Source organism: Pantoea sp. SGAir0184, assembly GCF_043544755.1.
On record NZ_CP028050.1, the window covers coordinates 4,065,672 to 4,085,453 of the forward strand.

General features: G+C 58.4%; 16 protein-coding genes, 1 tRNA gene and 1 riboswitch. Of the genes, 4 read left to right on the forward strand and 13 right to left on the reverse strand.

What is annotated here, in order from left to right:
• Nucleotides 1–46: 46 nt before the first annotated feature.
• Complete coding sequence (gene dppA / locus C1N60_RS19190) at nucleotides 47–1,657, reverse strand: dipeptide ABC transporter periplasmic-binding protein DppA (protein ID WP_058758078.1); 1,611 nt, start codon at nucleotides 1,655–1,657, stop codon at nucleotides 47–49.
• Nucleotides 1,658–2,231: 574 nt separating this feature from the next.
• Complete coding sequence (locus tag C1N60_RS19195) at nucleotides 2,232–2,633, reverse strand: hypothetical protein (RefSeq protein WP_136546660.1); 402 nt, start codon at nucleotides 2,631–2,633, stop codon at nucleotides 2,232–2,234.
• A gap of 168 nt (nucleotides 2,634–2,801) precedes the next feature.
• On the opposite strand from C1N60_RS19195, the gene C1N60_RS19200 reads away from it, so the two are divergent.
• On the forward strand, nucleotides 2,802–3,764 hold the full coding sequence (locus C1N60_RS19200; RefSeq protein WP_021312959.1) for an IS110 family RNA-guided transposase: 963 nt from the start codon (nucleotides 2,802–2,804) through the stop codon (nucleotides 3,762–3,764).
• A 348-nt stretch (nucleotides 3,765–4,112) separates the two neighbouring features.
• Here the strand turns inward: C1N60_RS19200 and C1N60_RS19205 are convergent.
• From C1N60_RS19205 to C1N60_RS19220, 4 genes are all read right to left on the reverse strand, one after another.
• Nucleotides 4,113–4,189 (reverse strand) — tRNA-Pro (locus tag C1N60_RS19205).
• Between the two features lie 124 nt (nucleotides 4,190–4,313).
• The gene (gene eptB / locus C1N60_RS19210) at nucleotides 4,314–6,008 is read right to left on the reverse strand and encodes a kdo(2)-lipid A phosphoethanolamine 7''-transferase (RefSeq protein ID WP_282954984.1); all 1,695 of its coding nucleotides are present in this window, start codon (nucleotides 6,006–6,008) and stop codon (nucleotides 4,314–4,316) included.
• Between the two features lie 269 nt (nucleotides 6,009–6,277).
• Nucleotides 6,278–6,706: an organic hydroperoxide resistance protein gene (locus tag C1N60_RS19215; protein ID WP_021507024.1), complete on the reverse strand. Its 429-nt coding sequence runs from the start codon at nucleotides 6,704–6,706 to the stop codon at nucleotides 6,278–6,280.
• A 96-nt stretch (nucleotides 6,707–6,802) separates the two neighbouring features.
• Nucleotides 6,803–7,267: a MarR family winged helix-turn-helix transcriptional regulator gene (locus C1N60_RS19220; RefSeq protein WP_010616544.1), complete on the reverse strand. Its 465-nt coding sequence runs from the start codon at nucleotides 7,265–7,267 to the stop codon at nucleotides 6,803–6,805.
• 60 nt (nucleotides 7,268–7,327) lie between these two features.
• On the opposite strand from C1N60_RS19220, the gene C1N60_RS19225 reads away from it, so the two are divergent.
• Nucleotides 7,328–7,921: an HD domain-containing protein gene (locus C1N60_RS19225; RefSeq protein ID WP_125309574.1), complete on the forward strand. Its 594-nt coding sequence runs from the start codon at nucleotides 7,328–7,330 to the stop codon at nucleotides 7,919–7,921.
• 46 nt (nucleotides 7,922–7,967) lie between these two features.
• Here C1N60_RS19225 and C1N60_RS19230 read toward each other — a convergent pair whose 3' ends face one another.
• The 7 genes from C1N60_RS19230 to C1N60_RS19260 form a co-directional block, all read right to left on the reverse strand.
• Nucleotides 7,968–8,264, reverse strand: coding sequence for an HTH-type transcriptional regulator (locus C1N60_RS19230; protein WP_021507026.1), 297 nt, complete (start codon nucleotides 8,262–8,264; stop codon nucleotides 7,968–7,970).
• A 265-nt stretch (nucleotides 8,265–8,529) separates the two neighbouring features.
• On the reverse strand, nucleotides 8,530–12,129 hold the full coding sequence (uca, locus tag C1N60_RS19235) for an urea carboxylase (RefSeq protein ID WP_394521203.1): 3,600 nt from the start codon (nucleotides 12,127–12,129) through the stop codon (nucleotides 8,530–8,532).
• 80 nt (nucleotides 12,130–12,209) lie between these two features.
• Nucleotides 12,210–12,845, reverse strand: coding sequence for an urea amidolyase associated protein UAAP2 (locus C1N60_RS19240; protein WP_021507029.1), 636 nt, complete (start codon nucleotides 12,843–12,845; stop codon nucleotides 12,210–12,212).
• Nucleotides 12,845–13,552 carry an urea amidolyase associated protein UAAP1 gene (locus tag C1N60_RS19245; RefSeq protein ID WP_058781653.1) on the reverse strand — a complete coding sequence of 236 codons (708 nt, stop codon included), beginning with the start codon at nucleotides 13,550–13,552 and terminating at the stop codon, nucleotides 12,845–12,847. The genes C1N60_RS19240 and C1N60_RS19245 overlap by 1 nt, the downstream gene beginning before the upstream one ends.
• Before the next feature lie 11 nt (nucleotides 13,553–13,563).
• On the reverse strand, nucleotides 13,564–14,325 hold the full coding sequence (locus tag C1N60_RS19250) for an ABC transporter ATP-binding protein (protein WP_058781654.1): 762 nt from the start codon (nucleotides 14,323–14,325) through the stop codon (nucleotides 13,564–13,566).
• 10 nt (nucleotides 14,326–14,335) lie between these two features.
• Complete coding sequence (locus C1N60_RS19255; protein WP_394521204.1) at nucleotides 14,336–15,148, reverse strand: ABC transporter permease; 813 nt, start codon at nucleotides 15,146–15,148, stop codon at nucleotides 14,336–14,338.
• Nucleotides 15,149–15,162: 14 nt separating this feature from the next.
• A complete protein-coding gene (locus C1N60_RS19260) occupies nucleotides 15,163–16,221 on the reverse strand; it encodes a putative urea ABC transporter substrate-binding protein (protein WP_394521205.1) in 1,059 nt (352 codons plus the stop codon).
• A 63-nt stretch (nucleotides 16,222–16,284) separates the two neighbouring features.
• Nucleotides 16,285–16,379, reverse strand: a riboswitch (guanidine-I (ykkC/yxkD leader).
• Nucleotides 16,380–16,649: 270 nt separating this feature from the next.
• Here C1N60_RS19260 and C1N60_RS19265 point away from each other — a divergent pair.
• Nucleotides 16,650–17,366 (forward strand): DUF3053 domain-containing protein, encoded by a 717-nt coding sequence (locus tag C1N60_RS19265; RefSeq protein WP_010616539.1) that lies wholly within the window; start codon nucleotides 16,650–16,652, stop codon nucleotides 17,364–17,366.
• A 433-nt stretch (nucleotides 17,367–17,799) separates the two neighbouring features.
• Complete coding sequence (locus tag C1N60_RS19270) at nucleotides 17,800–19,734, forward strand: PTS mannitol transporter subunit IICBA (RefSeq protein WP_058781655.1); 1,935 nt, start codon at nucleotides 17,800–17,802, stop codon at nucleotides 19,732–19,734.
• Nucleotides 19,735–19,782: the final 48 nt, after the last annotated feature.

Here is a 19,782-nt window from a genome sequence, read left to right on the forward strand (position 1 = left end):
GCCCGAGGGCCAGCCATGCTGGCCCTGACCGCGATAATCCGAAAGGTTATTCCTGGATGTCGACGTTTTCGAAGTGATGTTTACCTAATGGATCAACCACATAGCCACTCACTTTCTTGCTCACTGGCTCGTACACGGTTGAGTGCGCGATGATCAGTGCTGGCGCCTGGTCGTGCATTACCACCTGCGCCTGCTTATAGAGCTCAATACGTTTGTTGTGATCGGCTTCAGCACGCGCTGGCTGAATCAGATCTTCAAACGGCTTGTAGCACCAGCGTGAGTAGTTAGAACCGTCTTTCGCTGCCGCGCAGCTGAACAGGGTGGCGAAGAAGTTATCCGGATCCCCGTTATCACCGGTCCAGCCCATCATCACGGTCTGATGTTCACCGGCTTTAGCACGCTTCAGGTACTCGCCCCACTCGAAGGTAACGATTTTGGCTTTCACGCCGATTTTCGCCCAGTCAGCCTGAACCATTTCCGCCATACGACGGGCGTTCGGGTTGTACGGACGCTGTACCGGCATCGCCCACAGGTCAATGCTGAAGCCATCCGGCATGCCCGCTTCTTTCAGCAGCTCTTTGGCTTTGGCCGGATCGTAAGCGTAGTCTTTGACGTCATTGTTGTAGCCCCACATGGTTGGTGGGATCAGGTTTTTCGCTGCCTGACCGGCGCCCTGATAGACCGCATCAATGATCGCTTGCTTGTTCACCGCCATGGTCAGAGCCTGACGCACTTTGACGTTATCCAGCGGTTTTTTCTCGGTGTTGAAAGACAGGTAACCGACGTTCAGCCCTGGCTGTTCCATCAGGTTGATTTTGGTGTCTTTCTTCATGCTGGCGATATCAGCCGGGTTGGGATACGGCATCACCTGACACTCGCCTTTCTGCAGTTTGGCGTAGCGCACTGAAGCATCTGGCGTGATGGAGAACACCAGGCGATCGATTTTTGGCTTGGTGCCCCAGAAGTCCGGGTTGGCTTTGTACAGAATACGTGAGTCTTTCTGGTACTGCTGCAGCACGAACGGACCGGTACCCACCGGGTTGAGGTCCAGTTTTTCTGGCGTGCCGGCTTTCAGCATGTTGTCGGCGTACTCTTTCGACAGGATTGACGCGAAGTCCATGCCAAGGTCGGCGAGGAACGGCGCTTCCGGACGGGTCAGCGTGAAGCGTACGGTGTAGTCATCCACTTTTTCGATTTTGGCGATCAGCTTCGGCATGTCCATGCCTTCGAAGTATTCGTAGCTGCCGCCGGAGACACCGTGGTACTTGTTGTTTTTATCGAGCTGGCGCTCGAAGGAGAACACGACGTCATCAGCGTTGAAGGTGCGGGTCGGCTTGAAGTCTTTGGTGGTTTGCCACTTCACGCCCTGACGCAGATGGAAGGTATAGGTTTTACCATCTTCGCTGACGTCCCATTTTTCTGCCAGGCCCGGCTGCAGCTCAGTGGTACCGGTTTTGAACTCAACCAGACGGTTGTAGATCGGTACTGAGCTGGCATCGTAAGTGGTGCCGGATGTGAACAGCTGCGGGTTGAAGCCTTCCGGCGAACCTTCTGAACAGTAAACGAGGGTTTTCGCCTGAACGCCCGCGGCCACGGTCATAGCAATCAGGCTAAGACCGACCTTCAGCATCCTGGATTTGGCCAGGGAGTTGATCATGTTTTGCTCCATTGTGATGTGATGTTGTGTGCGTCGCCCGACCTCTGATTTTTTTATGCGGTTCGGGCAGGTCAGTTATGTAATGACCAAAATGCGAGCGGTTATTGTTGTAGCGCTGACGCCGTGGAACCTGCCAGCGCTGACCGTCTCTGCATCTTATTGACGCATCAATTTGTCAACAGTTGCAATGAACGTCAATACAACGTGGGGTTATTTACACAGAGTGTGAGTAAGTGCAAGCAACGATAAAAAACAGTGTTTGCACGCTAAGCCAAAATTTAAAAAGGTGATAAAGCGCGCAATGCCGTGTGATTCTCTGGCAATAGCGCCTGATGACAGTGATTATCACCGTTAAAAAACGTCTTAAAGTTGTCGGTAAATGTTGAATATCTGAACGATTCCCCGTGCGTTATGACGTTCAGGCAGCGAAATATGCTGGCGTAATGGCATAAGAAATCAGCAAAAAGCAAAAGCCGGTCATAAGCAGAATGTGTCGCGAATTAAGAGAGGTGCTTTGATGCAGCAAGGGATGAAGAGCGGTGTTGAAGGATAATACGGTTTATCCCGGTGATGATTAATGGAACGCGTAAATTGATGACTTTGCTTGATGGCTGCGAGAATGTGAGTCTGGTTCAGGGAAGGTCATCAGATCGCCATGAATGATGGACGTGGATTCCGGCGCGGCCATCCGGTCGCCATGAATGGCGACCCTACAGGGAATGTGCTGCTGAATGATGGGCGTGGATGCGGGCGCGGCCATCCGGTCGCCATGAATGGCGCCCCTACAGGGAACGTGCTGCTGGATGATGGGCGTGGCTTCCGGCGTGGCCGTCCGGTCGCCATGAATGGCGCTCCTACAGGGAACGTGCTGCTGAATGATGGGCGTGGCTTCCGGCGTGGCCGTCCGCTCGCCATGAATGGCGCCCCTTATATCCCGATCATTCTCCTCCGGGTATGATGATCCCCGACTGATCATCGGGAAGTTGCTGGTGAGATGGGGGCGCCCCCTGGGCATAAAGCCTGCTTCGTAGATTCATCCCCGGCAACTTAACTCCCGCCTTCAAGACCGGACGGTATCCTGTGCCCCGAGCACGCATCCATAAGGATGGTCATGGCGGTTTCCCTGTGCTGTTAAGGAGAATCTATGCAAACCCGTATGCCTGTCGGCATTGATGTTGCCTCCGGAAAGTTTGATGTGGCCGTCTGGAAAGGCGACACGTCTTACAAAACCAAAGTCTTTCCCAACACCCCTAAGGGCTTTATCGCCCTGAAAAAATGGCTGGAGCCGTTCGGCTGCTGCCATATCTGCATGGAGGCTACCGGCGCGTACAGTGAGCCGCTGGCCACCTTCCTGCACGACGAAGGCTATGATGTCAGCGTGGAAAATCCCGCGCGCATCAGGCGCTTCGGACAGGCGGAGCTGAGCCGTAACAAGACGGATAAAGACGATGCGCGCATGATAGCGCGCTACTGTAAACTGCACGGCCCGTCGCTGTGGCAGCCGGCGCCGCTGAATGAACGCAGGCTGAAGGCGCTGGTGAAGCGCCTGACGAATCTTCAGGAAATGCGGCAGATGGAAGAGAACCGGCTGGAGGTCTCGGATGCGGTGGTGCAGCCCTCAATCCGCGTGGTCATTGCGGCGCTGGATGCGCAGATAGACGAAACGAAGCGGGCAATAAACGACCATATCGACAATGATCCGGGCCTTAAAAAGAACAGGGAACTGCTGGAGTCCATCCCGGGCATCGCGGGCGTGCTGAGCAGCACGATGCTGGCGTATCTGGGGGACATGTCGAGGTTCAGCAGCAGCAAGGCGCTTGTGGCGTGGGTGGGTCTGAATCCGATGCGGCAGGAGTCCGGTGAGTGGAAGGGCAAAAGCAGGATATCGAAGATGGGCAACAGCGCGATGCGCAAGGCCCTGTACATGCCTGCGATAGTGGCGATGAAGTGGAATCCGGCGGTGAGTGCGCTGAAGAAACGGCTGGATGCGGGTAAGAAAACGGGAAAAGTCGTGGTGTGCGCGGCGATGAAGAAGCTGCTGCAGCTGGCTTATGGCGTGCTGAAATCGGGTCGTCCGTTCGATGCCGAAATATGTCTTGCCAGGTAACCGGCAAGACGGTATCTACAGGATTATGCACTTTTGTAGGGTGCGTATTTATACGCACCTGGGGATGTGCACGGCAGCCAGTAAACCTTCAGCCATCACCGAAGCCGGATAAAGGGTGGGATACGGGGCCGTGGAGTAAAGCGTCACACGCCATGGATGGCGTGTGCCGAGCGATCAGGGATGAGACAGCGTCTTTACGGAGCGGTCCTGTATTTCACCCTGAGAGTGCAAAAACGACAGACACAGTGGTCTCGCTTCGCTCGGCTCAAACCTCCTTCGGAGGTTCTCATCCTCTTTTACGACAGACGAAAAAAAACCTGCTTTTTGCAAAGCAGGTTTCTTAAATGATGGTCGGCGAGAGAGGATTCGAACCTCCGACCCACTGGTCCCAAACCAGTTGCGCTACCAAGCTGCGCTACTCGCCGATGGGGGCGAATATTACTGCCGTGACTTTAGAGCGTCAATCCCTTTTCCCGAAAATCCGCCTGATTGCCTGGAAAGCAAGCAGTGCCTTAAACACCTGCCTGCTCAATAAGATCCAGGCACGAATTACAACGCTTTTGCACTGCTGGTCGAGGCAGGTGCCTGGCACCAGTTATTCGCCGCTTTAATACCGCCATCCGGCGAGCTGTAACCCAGACACCCTAAAATGGTGTCGAACAGTTCGACGTGACGATGGGTTTTGCCGACGCGCTGCTGCGCCTGCAAGCGCTCAAAGTTGCTGCGGTTGGTCGGGTCCTGCAAATACTTATCCGACGCCCAGACAATCATCGGCACACGGAACTGCTCCGGCGGTGCCATCTCGCGCGGCGTACCGTGCAGGTGCATATTTTCGCTGATCGACTCACCGTGGTCCGCGGCATAGAACACAATCGCCTTCTTATCACGCAGCTGATCCAGCACGCTGTCCAGCATGGTATCAACATACAGAATCGAGTTGTCGTAGGCGTTAATCAGCTGGGCTTTGCTGCACTTATCGTCCACGCCAATACACTCAGGCTGATAGCGGGCAAACTCGCGCGGATAACGCTGTGAATAGAGATAGTGCGAACCTTTCGTGTGCAACACCACCAGATGCTTGCCTTTCGGGAAGCGCTGCAGTGAAGCCTGTAGCTCTGGCACCAGCAGCATATCGTCCACCGCTTTGCCCTGATTACGCTTCTCAGAACCAATCTGCTCGCGGAACGAGAAGTTATTCACATCGGCGTTGTCGTAGAACCACACTTCGCTCTGCATGGCGAACAGCTCGGAGGTGAAGCCCAGCTCTTTCATCACCGCAAAAATGTTCTGCTCTTTCAGCGTACGGCCAGGGTTATCCATGGTGCCGCCCTCGCGCACAAACATGCAGCGCAGCGACAGCTTGGTGGCGGTATCACAGGATTCACCGCGGAATGCCACCAGATTCTTCTCTTTCGACAGCTTCGGCGTGGTATCGCGGTTATAGCCCAGCATGCCCATGTGATCCCAGCGCGTGGTCTCGCCAATCACAAACACCACATAGGTATCGTCAATGCCAGGCGGCGCTATATAGGTAAACTTCTTCGCCGGATCGAGTAACTCCTGGCTGTCCAGCCTCTCATCCACCTTGGTCCAGGCGAACAGGCCCAGCGCCGCGATCCAGTTCGAAGGCAGATAAGAGTGCGCCACTACGCCGCCATAGCTTGGCAGGTCGATATTGGTGATCTCTTCATTGGCTTTTTGCAGCTTGTCGAAGTAGCGAATCGGCAGCCATACCAGCGCCACGCTCAGCAGCAGGATCACTGTAGGTTTCAGACGCTGACCGGGGGTTTTCAGCTGTTCAATCAGTGTCAGGCTCAGGTTATTGCGCCAGATCAGCAGCAGCGGCAGTGCGCTCACCAGCACCATCCACAATACAAAGTGCAGCCCGATAACCTCTTTAGAGAGATCGACATCGGTGGTCATGACCGACGCCACGATGCCGTAACCGATCACCACGTTAAAGAACGCCATGTAATAGGCGGCGGCAACCGAAATCACCACCAGCAGGCTGGCGATCACGCGATAAAACCATTTGCCACCCAGCGACAGCAGTCGCATCAGGAAGAAGGTCAGCAGTACGGCAGCGGTCACTTCCGCCGCGGCGGATAACCAGTTGGTGACGGTGGATTTCGTTAAGAAGCCGTCAAAACGGCGATAAAAGATTGGCAAATTCAACAAGATGCCAAGATAGAGCGCCAGCAAAAGCGACAACTTTTGCTGCGTTAAACTTTTAATGTAATTCATATAAATTTCTGTTCCCGACCTGGTGTCGATGCTTCAACCGTAAATGTGACTGTGCAAAGAGCGTAAGGTTCGCTTGCGTAGCAGAAAAGCGTGACCTGGCGAGTAGGATCGGGACGAATCTGAACCCAAATAATTACGATGATGCACGGAGCGCAGCAGTAGAACATTTAACCAATGGTAAGACCAGAAAATTCTTTAGTTCGATGGGATGCGGGATGGTGTTCGTGATAAAAAAGGCTCCCGCAGGAGCCTTTTATGCATGCATCAACTTAGTTGATGATATTCAGCGTCACGTCGATGTTGCCGCGCGTCGCGTTTGAGTACGGACAAACAATGTGTGCCGCATCAACCAGCTTCTGCGCTTCCGCCGCGTCCATCTCTGGCAGATGGATATTCAGTTTTGCTTCAATGCCAAAACCGGTGGGGATAGGACCAATCCCCACTTCGCCCTCAATCCACGCGTCTTTTGGCATGGCGATTTTGTCGCGGCCGGCGACAAATTTCATCGCGCCGAGGAAGCAGGCAGAGTAGCCGGCAGCAAACAGCTGCTCCGGGTTCGTCACCTCGCCGCCCGCGCCGCCCATCTCTTTTGGCACGCCCAGCTTCACGTCCAGCACGTTATCAGACGAGGTGGCGCGGCCATCGCGGCCACCGGTTGCTTTGGCTTTGGCGGTGTAAATCACTTTTTCTAAAGACATCATAACCTCACTATTCGCTATACAATCGCGTGCTATTTATAAGGCACAAGGGAAAACTTCACTCTCAGGATGCCGCCGCAGCGACATCCCTGATGCTCAGGTGGCGCGATTCAGGTTGCCGCGCAGATCGTCCAGCTGCTGTTTCAGCGCCGCCATAGTGTCGGTATCGCAGGCGGTCGCGCACTGTACCGCTTCCGGAATGCTGGCGGCTTTTTCCTGCAGCGCGCGTCCCTGGTCGGTCAGCGTGACCACGACCTGGCGCTCATCCTGACGCGAACGCTGGCGGCGCAGCAGACCAGCGCTCTCCAGTCGTTTCAGCAGTGGCGTCAGGGTGGCCGAATCGAGAAACAGCTTTTCACCAATCTCCGATACCGTCAGATCATCCTGATGCCACAGCACCAGCATCACCAGATATTGCGGATAGGTGATCTCCAGCGCCGCCAGCAGCTGGCGATAGACTTTATGCATCGCCAGGTTCGCCGAATAGAGCGCGAAACACAGATGCTGATCAAGCTGGAGTGGCGCAGGCTTCACTTTTTTGTCATCTTGATTACTGTTCATGCGACTCAATATAGATAGCGCGCTAGATAATTGCAAGCAACTTTTTCCTGGAGTGTGAAGATGCGTGATTCACTGGAAGAGCAGGCGCGCCGTTATGCCACGCAGGCACATGCCGATGCGGGCCAGCGTCGCAAATACACCGACGAACCCTATATTGTGCATCCGGCTGCCGTCGCGGAGCTGGTGCGCAGCGTAAGCGATGACGAAGCGATGATCGCTGCCGCCTGGCTGCACGACACGGTGGAGGACACCGCCAGTACTTTACAGGATATTGAAGAACACTTTGGTCCGCGCGTTGCACACCTGGTGGACATGCTTACCGACAGCGCCCAGCCGCAGGCAAAGAATCGTACCGCCCGGAAGCTGGCACACTTTCGCCACACTGCCGAAGCCTCGCCCGAGGCGCAAACCATCAAGCTGGCCGATATCATCGATAACACCCGTGCCATCGTGCAGTTCGATCCCAACTTTGCCCGGGTTTACCTGGTCGAGAAACAGATTCAGATTCAGCTGTTACAGCAGGGCGATCGGCGTTTATGGCAGCAGGCGAATCACATCATTGAACAGGGCATCGCGCAGCTGGCAAAACCGCCGTACAGCGTGCCGGAGAGCTGGTTTGTCAAACAGGCGGCGAAATACGGTGGCTTAAGCTGAAAAAAACCCGCCGTGCAGGCGGGTCACAGAGAACCGATAGTCGGCGTTATTCCAGCAGCTGTCGGCCCAGATACGGATTGGCCTGCAGCAGTTTCATCAGTTTGCGAGCCGTGGCGGATGGGCGCGTACGTTGCGCTTCCCAGCTTTTTACTGACGAGACGCTCACCCCCATCACGCGGGCGAATTCATCCACCTGCATGCCGGTCATCTCGCGTAAACGCTGCGGTTCGGGAACGGAAACGGTATTGAGTGCAATTTCTGATACGGGAGTCTGTGCATCACGTGTCAAAACAATTTGCTCAAGACTGCTGAGTAATTCGACCATTGGATCTTTTATTTCCATAGAGAACTCCTTAAAACTCACTATGAAGCACGTGAAAGTAGAGAGGTAAGCGCCACCAGGCGCTGAAACCGGCCTTATCAGGCTGTATCCCGAAACAGTTTTCCCTTATCAGGGCGAAAATAGTGTTTTAATGAAACCGTTACGGGACACAGCCTGTTGCACACTGCGAAAAGATGTCAGGGCAATGCAACATTGAACCGGGTCTCTAAGTATGGGTCAGATCCCCGGCTTTGCTGCCTGTTTCCTGATTATTTTTTCTTCTTTCTTATACTGCAAACGGATCGATCACCATAAGTAACTGACCCGCCTGCACTTGCTGCCCGGCCTGGCGTTGCAGGCTGTGGATTTTGCCACTGACCGGCGCCACGATCGGGATTTCCATCTTCATGGATTCGAGAATGCCTACCGTGGCACCCGCGGTCACGTCACTGCCTTCCGCCACCAGCCATTGCCACACGCTGCCCGCCACCTGGCTCTCCACGCTGTGGCAGCCCGCCGGCACCACCACTTCCTCGCTGCTCTGCGCCTGCAGCTGGCTGTCGAAGGTGAACTGACCATCGGCGCGCCAGCGTGCCAGCTCGGCGTCAAACGCCTGCTGACGCTGCTGCTGGAACGCGTCGATCTCCGTCGCCTGGGCAGTCAGCAGCGCCTGATACTCGGCCAGCCGGAACTCACCGGCTTCCACGCGCAGCGGATAATCGCCCCACGGGAAACGTTCGCGAATTTGCAGCAGTTCGTCGGCACTGACCGGATAAAAACGGATTTGGTCGAAGAAACGCAGCAGCCACGGCTGGGGAAAGGCGTTGGTGCGGCGATCGCGATTCCACATCTGCAGCGTACGTCCGACGAACTGATAGCCGCCCGGCCCTTCCATGCCATAAACACACAGATACGCGCCGCCGATGCCCACCGAGTTTTCCGCTGTCCAGGTGCGCGCCGGATTGTATTTGGTGGTCACCAGGCGGTGACGCGGATCGAGTGGCGTTGCCACCGGCGCGCCGAGATAGACATCGCCCAGCCCCATCACCAGATACGAGGCGCTGAACACAATCTGTTTCACCGCTTCCACGCTATCGAGCCCGTTGATGCGCCGGATAAACTCAATGTTGCTCGGGCACCAGGGCGCATTCGGACGCACCGACTGGCTATAGCGTGTCACGGCTTCACGGCAGGCGGCATCATCCCAGCTGAGCGGCAGCCACACGGTGCGCGACGGCACAGCCGCGTCGGCGAGGTCGCCCAGCAGATTATCAGCGTGCAAAATTTGCGCCAACAGCTCACTTCTTGCGCACTGCTGCGCATCATAATGCACCTGTAACGAGCGGATGCCGGGCGTCAGCTCCAGTTGACCCGCCAGCGGATGCGCCTCCAGCCACTGCATGAGGGCGTGGACGCGGAAACGCAGCGCGATGTCCAGCGTCAGCGCGCCATACTCCACCAGCAGAAAACGGTCGCCCGCGGCGCGCACGCACAGTGCAGGCCGCCCGGCGGTTGCTGCATGCTGGTGCAAGATCGGATCGATCAGCGGCAGTGCTGGCGCCACGCACACCGCTTCCGGTTGCAGATGCGCGATCTCGTGACGCTGCGCCTGCGCCAGACGATCGGCATCAGCAAGGGCGATCGGCACAAAGCGCAGTCGATCGCCCGCTTTGAGCTGACCCAGCTTCCACAGATCGGCGTCGATCACCGTCGCCGGGCAGACAAAGCCGCCCAGCGAAGGGCCGTCCGGACCAAGGATCACCGGCATATCACCGGTAAAATCCACCGTGCCAAAGGCATAGGCGTTGTCGTGAATATTGGACGGATGCATGCCCGCCTCACCGCCGTCGCTGCGCGCCCAGTCAGGTTTCGGGCCGATCAGCCGAATCCCGGTGCGGCTGGAGTTGTAGTGCACCTGCCACTCGGCAGCGAAAAATTCGCTTATATCGTCATCGGTAAAGAAGGCGGGTGCGCCGTGCGGACCATAAACAACGCGCAGCTGCCATTCACCGTTAAGCGGCGGCAGCAGCGTCTCGGGCAGGCGCGCCGCCGCAGCCTGACGCGGCGCGGCCAGCTGCAGCACGTCGCCGGCGCGCAGCGCCCGCCCGGCGTGACCGCCAAACTTACCCAGCGTAAAGGTACTGCGGCTGCCCAGATAGCGCGGCGTATCCAGCCCGCCCGCCAGCAGCAGATAGCTGCGGCAGCCGTCGCGCACGTCGCCCAGCGTCAGGGTTTGCCCGGCCTGCGCATGCAGCACCTGATGCATCGCCAGCGGCTGGCTGTCGAGGGTGGCCGCCAGCGGCGCGCCGCTCAGCACAAAGCTGCATGCCTGATTAAAGCGCAGCGTCGGGCCGCGCAACGTGATTTCCAGCCCGGCCGCCTGGGCCTCGTTACCCAGCAGGCGATTGCCCAGCTGAAAGGCGCGGCTGTCGAACGGCCCGGAAGGCGGTACGCCGACGTGCCAGTAGCCGACGCGGCCCGGCGCATCCTGCACCGTGGTGAGAGTGCCGCCGCTGAGGATATCCAGCGTCGGCGGCTGCCACGCCACGCTGCCGAGCGTGGCGGTAATGATGCGTCCCTGCTGCACGTCCGGCAGCGTACAGAGCTGACGCAGCCAGCGCAGGTTGGTCTCGATGCCATACAGCTCACTCTGCGCCAGCGCCGCGATCATGCCATCAAGCGCGCGCTGGCGATCGGCCGCATGCACGAGGATCTTCGCCAGCATCGGATCGTAAAACGGTGAAACCTCCATGCCGCTCTCTACGCTGCTGTCGATGCGCAGCGTGGCGTGATCGAGCGCCGTCGGGAACTGCACGTGGCTGAGCAGTCCGGCGCTCGGCTGAAACTGCTTCGCCGGATCCTCAGCGTACAGCCGCACCTGAATGGCATGGCCCTGCGCCACCGGTTGCAGCGTCGCCAGCGGCGGCAAACGCTGCTGCGCCAGTTCGACCATCCAGCGCACCAAGTCTACGCCGTACACCAGTTCAGTGACGCCATGCTCGACCTGCAGGCGGGTATTCACCTCCAGGAACCAGAATTGCTGGCTGACCTCATCATAGACATACTCCACCGTGCCAGCGCTGCGATAGTTAACCGCGCGCGCCAGCCGTACGGCGGTGGCCTGCAACTGCGCGCGCACCGCATCGCTGAGCCGCGGCGCGGGCGTCTCCTCCAGCACCTTCTGATTACGGCGCTGCGCCGAGCAGTCGCGTTCGCCCAGCGCAATCACGTTGCCGTGGCCATCGCCAAAAATCTGTACTTCGATATGGCGCGCCCGGGCGATAAATTTCTCTAAAAACACGCCATCGTCGGCGAAGTTGTTACCTGCCAGACGCTTCACGCGGATAAAGGCTTCCTCCAGCTCGTCCGCGCTGTTGCAGCGCTGCATCCCAATGCCGCCCCCGCCGGCGGTGCTTTTCAGCATCACCGGATAGCCAATCTGTTGCGCGGCGGCCTGTGCCTGCTGCAGGGAGGTCAGCAGGCCGCTGCCCGGCAGCAGTGGCACCGCGTTCTGCTGCGCCAGCTCACGCGCGCGATGTTTCAGGCCAAACGCCCGCATCTGCGCCGCATCCGGCCCGAGAAAATGCAGGCCCGCCGCTTCGCAGCGCGTGACGAACTCCGGTTTTTCACTGAGAAAGCCATAGCCCGGATGCAGCGCCTGCGCGCCGCTCTGCGCGGCAATCGCCAGCAGTTTGTCCTGGTTGAGATAGGTGTCGCGCACCTGGCCCTCGCCCAGCGACCAGGCTTCATCGGCCAGCCGCACGTGGCGCGCATGGCGGTCGGCTTCGGCATAGACGGCAATCGCCCGGATATTCATGGCCTGCAGGGTACGGATGATGCGCACGGCAATCGCGCCACGGTTGGCAATCAATACGCGATCAATCATGACTGAATACTCTTATTGCGGCAGGTCGTCCTGCACCAGCTGTGACGGCGTAAAACGGGTCGTCCCGTTGCGTCAGAGAATCACCACACGCTGACGGCAATCGGCGTCGGGTTGTAACCGTTACAGGGATTGTTGAGCTGCGGACAGTTGGAGATCAGCACCAGAATGTTCATCTGCGCCACCATCTCAACATACTTGCCCGGCGCGGAGATGCCATCAGCAAACGTCAGGCCGCCGTCGTGGGTCACCGGCACATTCATAAAGAAGTTAATGTTGTGCGTGATATCGCGGCGCGTCAGGCCAGACTCCGGATGCGCGGCGACCGCCAGCATCCAGCTGTCGCGGCAGGAGTGCATGTGGCGCTTTTCGAGGTCATAACGCACCGTATTACTCTCGCACGAGCAGGCGCCGCCGAGCGTATCGTGACGGCCACAGGTATCGGCGGTGATGGTCAGCATCGGCCGATCAAGATTAGAACGCAGCACGCTGCCGGCCGTGAGAAACACGTTGTGCTGGCCACGCAGCGTCTCGCTCATGCTGTAGCGCTCGGCGGTATCGTCGGCGTTGAAAAACAGCGTATCCGCCGCCTGATTGCCTTCCAGATCGGTAATGCGCAGCGTTTCTCCAGCGGCAATGCGCTGCAGCCAGTAATCACCGGCGTCGATCTGCTGTTGCAGACGCGCCTGCGCCGGGTTTCGTTCACTCTCTTTAATCATCACACTTCTCCCTGCAGTTGATAGAGGGCGTTATTGCGCAGGCCGCGCTGGTTTTCCGCGCGCTGCAGACAGATTTCCGGCAGCGGCGCGCGCTGCGCATCCAGCGTTAGCTGCAGCGGCTGGCACGGATAATCGCTCGCCGGGCTGAGCGGGTGCGGACAGGTGTGCAGCAGCACCAGCGTGTCCATGGCGAAACGCAGCCGAACCTGCGCGCCGGCTTGGCCCTGCCGCTCCAGCGTTAAGCACCCGCTGTCATCGGCGCGTACCTGCGCAAACAGATTGAGGCAGGCCGCCATGTCGCGCTGGCCAAGGCCATATTTCGCCAGCTCGACGAGGAAGCTGTCGTAGCCGTTTTGATGGCGCAGGTTGCGCGCCTGCTGATAATCGCTGACCCCATAGCGCGCGGCAGTCTGTGCCGCGTTCAGCGTGCCGCACACGCTCTCGTGCCAGCCGAAACTGTCGTGTTCAATGCCGCAGAAAATGCGCCCCATGTCCGAGTAGAGACAGTGGCCGGCGGTGAGCCGGAAAGTGTGCTGGCATTTGAGCGTATCCGGCGCGTTGTAGCGCTCCAGCAGGTTTTCCGGGTTATAAAACAGCAGGCTGGCGCTGGCGCCGCCCACCACATCGGTCAGCGTCAGCGCGCTGCCGCTGCGCATGACAAAAGACCAGTGCGCCCCGGCGGGCAGCAGGGTTTGGTATGGCTGCATCGTGCTCTCCTTTAAGCCACCTGCGTCGTGGACAGCACCTCAGCGGCAGGCTGAGTGCGATCCAGCGGCAGGTCGTAAGTGATAGTGGCGCCCCAGGCTTGCGGCGCGTGCGGATCGTGGCGCAGTTTGTCGAACACCAGCAGGCGTGACGCGAGGCTGAAGCCCTCTTTCAGATCGTGGGTGATCATGAAAATGGTCAGCTGATGCTGCTGCCACAGCTGGGTGATCAGCTGATGCATCTCGCTGCGAATACCGGGATCGAGCGCGCCAAAAGGTTCATCCAGCAGCAGAATGCGCGGCTGTTTCATCAGCGCCTGCGCCAGGGCCAGACGCTGCTGCATGCCGCCCGACAGCTGATGCGGATATTTGCTCTGCGCCTGTTCCAGTCCGACCTGCGCCAGCATTGCCTGCGCGCGCTGGCGAATCGCCTGACGTTTGCGTCCCCAGACGCGTCCCAGCCAGCGTGCGCTGCTGAACTCGTCAGCCAGCATTACGTTGCCCAGCACCGTCAGATGCGGAAACACCGAGTAGCGCTGAAACACCACGCCGCGATGGGCGTCCGGCTCGTCGGGAATCGGTGCGCCATCCAGCAGCAGCTCGCCTTTGGTCGGCGCTTCGGTGCCGAGCAGCATATTCAGAAACGTGGTTTTGCCGCAGCCGGAGGCGCCGACAATCGCCACGAACTCGCCGCGCTCGACCTCTATATTCAGCCGCTCCAGCACCACCTGATCGCCGTAGTGTTTTTCCAGATTTTTCAGTTGCAGTAAGGGCATCGCGCGCTCCTTATTTGGCGTGATACCACGGCCAGCAGCGTCGGCTGGCGAGCCGCAGCAGCAGGTCGAGGGCAAAGGCCAGCAGGGTGATCCACGCCACGTACGGCAGAATCACATCCATGGCCAGATAGCGGCGCATCAGGAAGATGCGATAACCGAGGCCTTCCGTGGCCGCAATCGCTTCGGCAGCAATCAGGAACAGCCACGCCGAACAGAGCGACAGCCGCACCGCATCGCACAGGCGCGGCATCAGCTGCGGCAGAATCACCCGCCACAGAATCTGTGCGCTATGCGCACCCAGCGTCTGCGCTTTAACCAGCTGCTCCTGCGGGATTTTCTGCACCTGCAGTTGCAGATCGCGGGCGATCAGCGGCGTGATGCCGATAACGATCAGCACCACTTTGGAGACTTCGCCAAGGCCAAAGCAGATAAACAGAATGGGCAGAATCGCCAGCGGCGGCACCAGCGCAAACAGCGTTACCAGCGGTGCCAGCACCGCGCGCACCACCGGCAGCGCGCCGGTGAACAGGCCGATTGCCAGCGCCAGCAGCGCGCTGATAGCGACGCCACTCAGCAAACGCAGCAGGCTGGCGGCGGTATCGCTCCACAGCAGATATTCGCCGGTGCGCGGGCTGGGCTGAAACGCCATCCGGCTGATGGCCTCGCCCATGGCGTTGAATCCCGGCAGCAGTTTGTCTGCCGCGTTCAGGCTGAGGCGCGCATCCGACGCGAACAGATAGACCAGCAGCACCGCCAGCAGCGGCAGAATGCCAAGCAGCAGGCGGCCGAGCGGCAGCGGTTGGTAGTTAATCAATTTACGCATCGGCAGCGCCTCGCTTACAGCTGACCGGCAGCGGCCAGTTTGGTGAAGGTGTCGGTAAAGCGCAGTTTGATGTTGCCGGCATCGCCCCAGTTACCGGCCGGTGTAGCGACCCCTACCGCATCGGCCCCCGGCGCGCCTTCGCCCAGCAGGCCGTGTTTAAAGGAGAATTCGGCCACCAGTTGCATCGTGGCTTTCAGCTGCGGGCTGTCGACAAAATCCAGCGTGGTTTTGGCATCGCTGAACAGGTGTGTCGCGGCAAGCTGCTGATCAAAACCGGCCAGATCGGTCCCGGATGCTTGCGCCATCTGCGTGCGCGCCGCTTTGGCACTGTCGCTCTGTCCGGCCATGCTGTGCAGCGTCTCGTACCAGGCGCCGGTCAGCGCTTTGCCGAGCTGAGGATATTTGTTGAGCGTGGCGGTGTTGACCACCAGCAGGTCGAGGATTTCGCCCGGGATCTGCGCCGAGGAGAACACCAGATGGCTGTCCGGCTGCTTCTCTGCTTCCGCCAGCAGCGGATTCCACGTGACGATGGCATTAACGTCAGCAGTGCCAAACGCCGCCACCAGATCGGCATCGGCGGTGTTAACCACCCTGACGTCTTTCTCGCTCATGCCGGATTTCTCCAGCGCGCGCGCCAGCAGATAGTGTGAGACCGACAGTTCGACGAGGTTGATGGGTTTGCCTTTCAGCGCGCTGACGCTGTCCGCGCCTTTAAGCAGAATGCCGTCGTTACCGTTGGAGTAGTCGCCGACAATCAGCGCAGTGCTGTCGACGCCGCCGGTCGCCGGAATGGTCAGCGCATCCATATTGGTCATGGTGCAGCCGTCAAAGCCACCTGCGGTGTACTGATTAACCGACTCGATATAGTCGTTAACCTGCACAAACTGAATATCGATGCCGTACTTATCGGCCCACTTTTTCACGATGCCGCTTTGCTGGGCGTAATCCCACGGCATCCAGCCAGCGTAGATGGACCAGCAAAGCTTAAAGGAAGGTTTAGCGGCGGCCAGCGACGGAACGCTGAACAGGGCGACACTGCAAATCAGCAGCAGGCTCAGACAGGCTTTAATCATGATGATTCCTCTGGCGTTAACGGACTAAAATCAGGCAGGAGGCGGCGAGCAACGTTCTCGCTTTCCTCCCGGGCTTTTTTCCCGCCGTGTAACCGTCAGAGGACGGTCGGTCACTCTCGGACCAGCATCTCGCGATCGGAACCCTAGTGACCCATTGCAAATTGTGTGGCGACGTCGGTTGCCCGCGATCGCTCCTGCATCTGCCAGAAAGCAGGCAATATCAATGCCAGGTTGCTATCAGCCTGAATTACATGCGTTATTGCACAGCGCTGCGCTCGCAGGCAGGCTGCGCTGCACAGTTGTGCAGCAGGCACGCACCAGCGTGAAGCACTGCAGACCAGCCGTTGTACAGCCGGGGCCATTGCACTATTCTTTAGGACCTTTCCCAGCGAATCGAATTTAGCCATCGTCACAACAGGAGTTGAATTATGGCGTCAGGAATTTCCCGCATCTGGATGCGTAGCGGCATGCTGCTGACCGGCGTGCTACTTGTGCTGCAGCTTACCGCCTGCGGCGATAAAGAGGGCGATCAGCGCAAAGCCTTTACTGATTTTCTGCAAAACACCGTGATGCGCAGCGGTGAACATCTGCCCAGCCTGAGCGAAAACCAGAAGCAAACCTTCGGTAACTACGCCAGTGATTACGCCATCCTGTATGGCTTCTCGCAGCAGGTGAATCAGGCGGTGGATCAGGGCATGCGCCCGGTGGTTGATGAGCTGGCGGCTATTCGCGTGCCGCAGGATTACCTGACACGCCGCGACAGCCTGCGCCAGGCGAGCGGCAATCTGAGCGTGCTGACGCAGCAGATTCAGAGCGCCAAAATGCAGGCCGACAGCAGCAAAGCCACGCTGAAGCAGCCGGACGATCTGAAGAAAGTGTACGACAGCGTGTACGCCAAAGTGGTGACGCAGCCAGCCAGCACGCTGATCCCGCTGCTGCCGCAGCTGCAGGCGCTGAGCCAGTCGGCAGTTCAGGCCGGCGATTATCTGCAGTCGCAGGGCGCACGCGTCAGCTTCAATGACGGCGGCGTTCAGTTCCCGACCCAGGAGCAGGCCACGCAATACAATACGCTGATGAGCAATCTCGCCAGCAACACGCAGGCGCTGACCCAGGCACAAAATGCCGTACAGGGTGGTTTGCAGTAAGCCGCTCAGCGGGCAGTTCACCCCTGCCCGCTTTTTCAGATTTTCGTCACTTCCTTACATCGCCTTTTTCTGTCAGCACAGAGTGTGATCTGGCGCATTTTCAACCAAAAATAGTTTGTGATCTCAATCACATTTGTGAAACAAACCGGCCCAGGTGAAAGGTGATTTTTGTCACATTTTTACCGCTGTTGCGCGCATTTTTTCGCCGGCGTTGCTTTATTACAGGGTATTTTTGTGATCAAAGTCACCTTTAATCCCCCTGCCCACCCCAACTTAGCGTGATATGCATCACACTTTTTCCTGACGCTACGCAGTGTAATCAACTAGTGCTAGAGTCCGCGTGCATACAGTAATGCCACGGCCCCCGCCGTAACGTCTTAACAAAAACAAACGCGCTCTCTTATTGCAGCGCGTCTCAATAAGGGGTGGGTTTATGTCCTCATCAGTCAAGGTCAAGGTTCAGAGCTTTGGTCGCTTTCTGAGTAATATGGTGATGCCAAACATCGGTGCGTTTATCGCCTGGGGTATCATCACAGCACTGTTCATTCCAACCGGATGGATTCCTAACGAAACGCTGGCCAAACTGGTCGGCCCGATGATTACCTACCTGCTGCCGTTGCTCATCGGCTTCACCGGTGGTCGTCTGGTGGGTGGCGATCGCGGCGGCGTGGTCGGTGCCATCACCACCATGGGCGTGATCGTCGGTGCCGATATGCCGATGTTCCTTGGCTCGATGATTGCCGGTCCGCTGGGCGGCTGGGCGATCAAGTCGTTTGACCGCGCGGTTGACGGCAAAATCAAAAGCGGCTTCGAGATGCTGGTTAACAACTTCTCGGCTGGTATTATCGGTATGCTGCTGGCGCTGCTGGCCTTCCTCGCTATCGGTCCGCTGGTAGAAGGTCTGTCGCACATTCTCGCCGCCGGCGTAAACCTGATGGTGCAGAACAACCTGCTGCCGCTGACCTCAATCTTTGTTGAACCGGCGAAAATCCTGTTCCTCAATAACGCCATCAACCACGGTATCTTCTCGCCGCTGGGTATCCAGCAGGCCAGCGAAGCGGGCAAATCGATCTTCTTCCTGATTGAAGCGAACCCGGGTCCGGGTATGGGCGTGCTGGTTGCTTATATGATCTTCGGCCGCGGCAGCGCCAAGCAGTCGGCGGGCGGTGCAGCGATCATCCACTTCCTTGGCGGTATCCACGAAATCTACTTCCCGTACGTGCTGATGGCGCCGCGCCTGCTGCTGGCAGTAATCCTCGGCGGTATGACCGGTGTGTTCACCCTGACGCTGCTGAACGGCGGTCTGGTATCACCGGCCTCACCAGGTTCGATTCTGGCCGTGCTGGCGATGACGCCAAAAGGCGCTTACTTCGCTAACATCGCGGCTATCGTTGCGGCTTTCGCCGTCTCCTTCGTGGTCTCCTCGATTCTGCTGAAAACCAGCAAAGTAAAAGAAGAAGACGACATCGAAGCGGCAACCCAGCGCATGAAAGACATGAAAGCGCAGTCAAAAGGCCAGGCCGTTGCCCGTTCACCGGTGGTAGCCGATGCCAGCAGCGTTGACGTCAGCCACGTGCGCAAAATCATCGTCGCCTGTGATGCCGGTATGGGCTCCAGCGCGATGGGCGCAGGCGTGCTGCGCAAGAAGGTGCAGGATGCGGGCCTGAGCAATATCTCTGTGACCAACAGCGCGATTAACTCGCTGCCGGGCGATGTCGATCTGGTGATTACTCACCGCGATCTGACCGAACGTGCGATGCGTCAGGCGCCACAGGCGCAGCACATCTCGCTGAACAACTTCCTCGACAGCGCGCTGTACACCAACCTTACCGAGCGTCTGGTGGCGGCGAACCGCAGCGAAGCCCACCGTGAAACGGTGCAGACCGCGCTGGCAGACAGCTATGACGACGGCAGCGCGCACCTGTTCAAACTGGGCGCTGATAACGTGTTCCTCGGCCTGAGCGCCAGCAATAAAGAGCAGGCGATTCGCTTTGCCGGCGAGCAGCTGGTGAAAGGCGGCTACGTGCAGCCGGAATATGTTGAAGCGATGCTGGCGCGCGAGCAGCTGACGCCAACCTACCTCGGTGAATCCATCGCTGTGCCGCACGGCACCGTCGAAGCCAAAGACCGCGTGCTGAAAACCGGCGTGGTATTCTGCCAGTATCCGGCCGGCGTGCAGTTTGGCGATGAGCCGGACGAAGTCGCGCGACTGGTGATTGGTATTGCCGCACGCAATAACGAACACATTCAGGTGATCACCAGCCTGACCAATGCGCTCGACGACGACAGCGTAATCGAGAAGCTGGCGAACACCACCAGCGTGCAGGACGTGCTGGATCTGCTGTCTGGCAGCACTGCCAACGCGTAATTCGCGGTTTTAACTTCCCTGGGGCGGGCAAGCCCGTCCCCACTTTCC